Origin of the sequence: Actinopolyspora mzabensis, from assembly GCF_900101095.1 — a bacterium.
Lineage (GTDB): Bacteria > Actinomycetota > Actinomycetes > Mycobacteriales > Pseudonocardiaceae > Actinopolyspora > Actinopolyspora mzabensis.
On sequence record NZ_FNFM01000020.1, the window covers coordinates 1 to 5365 of the forward strand.

At 66.0% G+C, this 5365-nt stretch carries 3 protein-coding genes; all 3 read right to left on the reverse strand.

Annotated features, from left to right (window positions below; all coding sequences use genetic code 11):
* Positions 1-125: 125 nt before the first annotated feature.
* Positions 126-3731, reverse strand: coding sequence for a methionine synthase (metH, locus tag BLR41_RS22240; RefSeq protein ID WP_092632815.1), 3606 nt, complete (start codon positions 3729-3731; stop codon positions 126-128).
* Between the two features lie 21 nt (positions 3732-3752).
* Entirely contained in the window at positions 3753-4727 is a 975-nt protein-coding gene (locus BLR41_RS22245; protein WP_092632818.1) for a carbohydrate kinase family protein, read from the reverse strand.
* A gap of 146 nt (positions 4728-4873) precedes the next feature.
* The coding region (locus tag BLR41_RS22250) for a methionine adenosyltransferase domain-containing protein (RefSeq protein WP_175496901.1) at positions 4874-5365 on the reverse strand (492 nt) is incomplete at its 5' end.

Sequence of the window (5365 nt, forward strand, 5' to 3'; positions counted from 1 at the left end):
CGGCCAACTTCGGATCCGCGATAGCGAACTCGATATTCCCTGCCTTCTGCAACTTCGGGCTCATGATTTCCCTTCCTCGTTTCCTCAATCGGGCAGCTTTCGGCCAGTGTCGCGCCTGCCGCCTGTCAGGTGTTGAAGTACTTGGCCTCAGGGTGGACCGCGACGATGGCATCGGTGGACTGCTCCGGATGGAGCTGGTACTCCTCCGAGAGTTCCACGCCGATGTTCTCCGCGCCGAGCAGTTCGACGATCTTGGCGCGGTCCTCCAGGTCGGGGCAAGCACCGTAGCCGAGCGAGAACCGGGCACCGCGGTAGCCGAGCTTGAAGAACTCCTCGACGTTCTCCGGGTCCTCGGAGGCGACCGTCTCACCGGAGGACCACTGCAGCTCGCTGCGGATGCGGCGGTGCCAGTACTCGGCCATCGCCTCGGTCAGCTGCACACCGAGCCCGTGGATCTCCAGGTAGTCCCGGTAGGCGTCGGCGGCGAACAGCTCGTTGGCGTAGTCGGCGATGGGTTGACCCATCGTTACCAGCTGCAGCGGCAGCACGTCCACCTGGCCGGTGGCCTCGGCCTTCTCCTTCGAGCGGTAGAAGTCGGCCAGGCACAGCCTGCGGTCCCGCTTCTGCCTCGGGAAGTTGAACCGGAACCGTTCCGGAGCGTCCGGCGAGTCCTTGTCGAGCACGATCAGGTCGTTGCCCTCGGACACGCACGGGAAGTAGCCGTAGACCAGCGCCGCGTGCTGCAGGATGCCCTTGGTGGCCAACTCGTCCATCCAGGCCCGCAGCCGGGGACGGCCGTCACTCTCGACGAGCTCCTCGTAGCTCGGCCCCTGTCCCTTCTTGGCTCCGCGCAGCCCCCACTGTCCGAAGAACGTGGCACGCTCGTCGAGCAGCGCGAGGTACTCGTTGCTGGACAGCCCCTTGACGACCTTGGGGCCCCAGAACGGCGGCGTCGGCACCGGCACATCCGGGTCGACGTCGGAGCGGACGCTGTCGTCGCGCTCGTCCGGTTCCGGCCCCTGCTCGGCCTTGCGCTTCTCCGCGATCCGGTTGGAACGCTCGCGCCTGGCCTTGCGCTCGGCCTTCTTGGCCTGCTCCGCCTCGTCCTCCTCGGGGTTCTCGCCGCGCTTGGACTGCATGATGCGGTCCATGAGCTTGAGCCCCTCGAAGGCGTCCTTGGCGTAGCGCACGTCGCCCTGGTACATCTCGTCGAGGTCGTTCTCGACGAAAGACCTGGTCAGAGCCGCTCCACCCAGCAGAACCGGGTACTTCTCCGCGATCCCCCTGGAATTCATCTCCTCCAGGTTGTCCTTCATGATGACCGTGGACTTGACCAGCAGTCCGGACATGCCGATCGCGTCGACGTTGTTCTTCTCGGCCTCTTCGAGGATGGTGTTGATCGGCTGCTTGATGCCGATGTTGACCACCTCGTAGCCGTTGTTGGACACGATGATGTCGACCAGGTTCTTGCCGATGTCGTGCACATCGCCCTTGACCGTGGCCAGCAGCAACCTGCCCTTGCCACCCGAGTCGTCCTTCTCCATGTGCGGCTCGAGGTGGGCCACCGCGGTCTTCATGATCTCGGCGGCCTGCAGCACGAACGGCAGCTGCATCTGGCCCGCGCCGAAGAGGTCACCGACGGTCTTCATCCCCGACAGCAACGTGTCGTTGACGATCTCGAGCGGCTTCTTCTCCTGCATCGCCTCGTCGAGATCGGCGTTCAGACCGTTCTTCTCGCCGTCGACGATGCGCTGCTCCAACCGCTCGAACAGCGGCAGGGCCGCCAGCTCCTCGGCCTTGGAGGAACCGGTGGTCTCGGCCGACTTGCCCTCGAACAGGGCCATCAGCTTCTGCAGCGGGTCGTAGGCGTCCTCGGTCTCGGTGGCCTCGGTCCGCCGGTCGTAGACGAGGTCCAGCGCGACCTGGCGAGATTCCTCGTCGATCTTGTTCATCGGCAGGATCTTGGACGCGTGCAGGATGGCACTGTCCAGACCGGCTTCCCGGCACTCGTTGAGGAAGACCGAGTTGAGTACCTGACGGGCCGCGGCGTTGAGACCGAACGAGACGTTGGACAGACCGAGCGTGGTCTGCACCTCCGGGTGCCGCGTCTTGAGCTCCCGGATAGCGTTGATCGTCTCGATGGCGTCCTGCCGGACCTCCTCCTGACCGGTAGTGATCGGGAATACCAGGAGGTCGATGATGATCGCGGACTTGTCCAGACCCCAGTTCCCGGTGAGGTCCTCGATGATCCGCTCGGCCACCCGCAACTTCCACTCGGCGGTGCGGGCCTGGCCTTCCTCGTCGATGCAGGTGCACACCACGGTGGCGCCGTGCTCGACGGCCATCTTCATGACCCGGTCGTAGCGACCGCCCTCCTCGGTGCCGTCCTCGTAGTTGATCGAGTTGATCGCGCACCGACCGCCGAGGTGTTCCAGGCCGACCTCGATGACGTCGGCCTCGGTGGAGTCCACCATGACCGGCAGCGTCGAGGCCGTGGCCAGTCGGGAGGCCAGCTCACGCATGTCGTGGGTGCCGTCGCGGCCCACGTAGTCCACGCACAGGTCGAGCATGTGCGCGCCTTCGCGGGTCTGCCCCTTCGCGATCTCGACGCAGTCCTCGTAGCGCTCCTCCAGCATCGCCTCGCGGAACGCCTTGGAGCCGTTGGCGTTGGTGCGCTCGCCGACGTTGAGGATCGAGGCTTCCTGCTCGAACGGGATCGCCTGGTACATCGAGGAGATCGACGGAACGATCTCGGGGGTCCGCTCGGGAGGATTGAGACTCGAGACGGCCTCGGCGACCTGGCGAACGTGTTCGCCGGTCACACCGCAGCAACCACCGACCAGCCGTGCGCCGTAGTTGTTGGCGAAGTCGACCAACGCCTCTGCCAGCTCGGCGGGCTGCAGCGGGTACACCGCGCCGTTGGGGCCCAGCTCCGGCAGCCCGGCGTTGGGCATGACCGAGATCGGCACCTGGGAGTGGTCGGCGAGAACCCGCAGGTGCTCGCTCATCTCGGCGGGGCCGGTTGCGCAGTTCATGCCGATCATGTCGATGCCGAGCGGCTCCAGCGCGGTCAGCGCCGCACCGATCTCGGAACCGACCAGCATGGTGCCGGTCTGCTCCACGGTGACGTGGGCGATGATCGGAACCCACTTCTGCTGCGTGGCCATCGCGCGCTTGGCCGCGACGATGGAGGCCTTGGTCTGCAGCAGGTCCTGCGAGGTCTCGACCAGGATCACGTCGACGCCGCCGTCGAGCATGCCCAGTACCTGCTGGTAGTAGGCGTCGCGCAGGTCGGCGTACGGTGCGTGTCCCAGAGTGGGCAGCTTGGTTCCGGGACCCATCGACCCCAGCACGAAACGCGGCTTCTCCGGCGTGGAGTACTCGTCACAGCACTCCCGGGCCAGCGCCACACCCTTCTCGGAGAGGTCCCGGATCCTTTCCTCGATCCCGTACTCACCGAGATTCGGCAGGTTGCAGCCGAACGTGTTCGACTCGATGGCGTCCGAGCCGTTCTTCAGGAAGCCCCGGTAGACCGAGCGCACGACGTCGGGGCGCGTCTCGTTGAGGATCTCGTTACAACCTTCGAGGTTGTTGAAGTCCTCCAGGGTCAGGTCGTGCTCCTGCAGCGCCGTACCCATGCCGCCGTCCCCGACGAGCACACGTTCGGCGATGGCCGTGAGAAACCCACTCGGGTCGTTGTCCCGACGGCCCGATTCTTCCTGTTTCGTCATCACGCTGCCTTCCCGAACGCTTCAGCGAAGCACGGATTCGATCTCGCCCGCGGCCTGCTTGCCGTAGGCCTCGGCGAACCTCGAAACGAACGAGCCCTTCTCGACCTCGTATTCCTGCGGTCCGTCGGTTTCCAGGGATGTTGTCGCCAGGGTGCACCCGAGCTGAATGGAACGCTCGAGGCCCAGGCCGTTGGCCAGACCGGCCAGGAAGCCCGCGCGCAGCGCGTCGCCCACACCGGTGGGGTCGCCGACCTGCTTGGGCTTGACCGGGGCGATCTCGATCGCCTCGGCAGACTTCGACTCGATGCGCACACCGTTCTCGCCGAGCGAGGTGACCCACATGCCGACCTGGTCGAGCACCTCGGCGTGCGACATGCCGGTGCTCTGCAGCAGCAGGCTGTGCTCGTACTCGTTGGTGAACAAGTACTTGGCACCCTCCACCAGCTTACGGATCTGCGGCCCGTCCATGAGGGCGAGCTGCTGGCCCGGGTCCGCGACGAACTCGAACCCGCGGTCGCGACACTCCTGGCTGTGGCGCACCATCGCTTCCGGATCGTTGGCCGAGACGATCACGAGGTCCAGGCCGCCCACCCGGTCGGAGATGGGCTTGAGCTCGATCTCGCTGGCCTCGGACATCGCACCGGGGTAGAACGAGGCGATCTGGTTCTGGCTCTCGTCGGTGGTGCAGGTGAACCGCGCGGTGTGCGCCGTCTTGGAGGTGTGGACCGCACTGGTGTCGACACCGTGCCGGTCCAACCACGCACGGTACTCGGCGAAGTCCTCGCCGACCGCGCCCACCAGCAGCGGGGTCACACCGAGCTGGCCGAGGCCGAAGGTGATGTTGCCCGCGACGCCGCCGCGGCGCACCTCGAGCTGGTTCACGAGGAAGGAAAGCGAGACCTGATCGAGCCGATCGGCGATGAGCTGGTCGGCGATCTTGCCCGGGAAGGACATCAGATGGTCGGTGGCGATTGAACCGGTCACCGCAATTTGCACTGGGAAAACTCCTTCACCAGGGCCGGTGACCATGTCTCGGCACCGGCCCGCGGTCGTGGATGAGCGAACCTGGCATTGCTCGCCACGCCGCGGGGCGCGGAAGCTTCCGCGCCCCGCGGCGTCGACGAAACGTCGCTATGCGGCCGTCAGAGGCCCGCGGCGCTCTTCAGCGCCTCGACGCGGTCGGTGCGTTCCCAGGGCAGGTCCACATCCGTACGCCCGAAGTGCCCGTAGGCCGCCGTCGGCGCGTAGATCGGCCGCAGCAGATCCAGATCACGGATGATCGCCGCCGGACGCAGATCGAACACCTCGTTGATCGCCGCCTGAATCTTGACCGGATCCACGTTCTCCGTGCCGAACGTCTCCACGAACAGCCCCACCGGAGCCGCCTTACCGATCGCGTACGCCGTCTGCACCTCGATCCGACTCGCCAGACCCGCGGCCACCGCGTTCTTGGCCACCCACCGAGTCGCGTACGCCGCCGAACGGTCCACCTTCGACGGATCCTTACCCGAGAACGCGCCACCACCGTGCCGCGCCATACCACCATAGGTATCCACAATGATCTTGCGGCCCGTCAGACCACAGTCACCCATCGGACCACCCGTGACGAACCGACCCGTCGGATTCACCAGCAG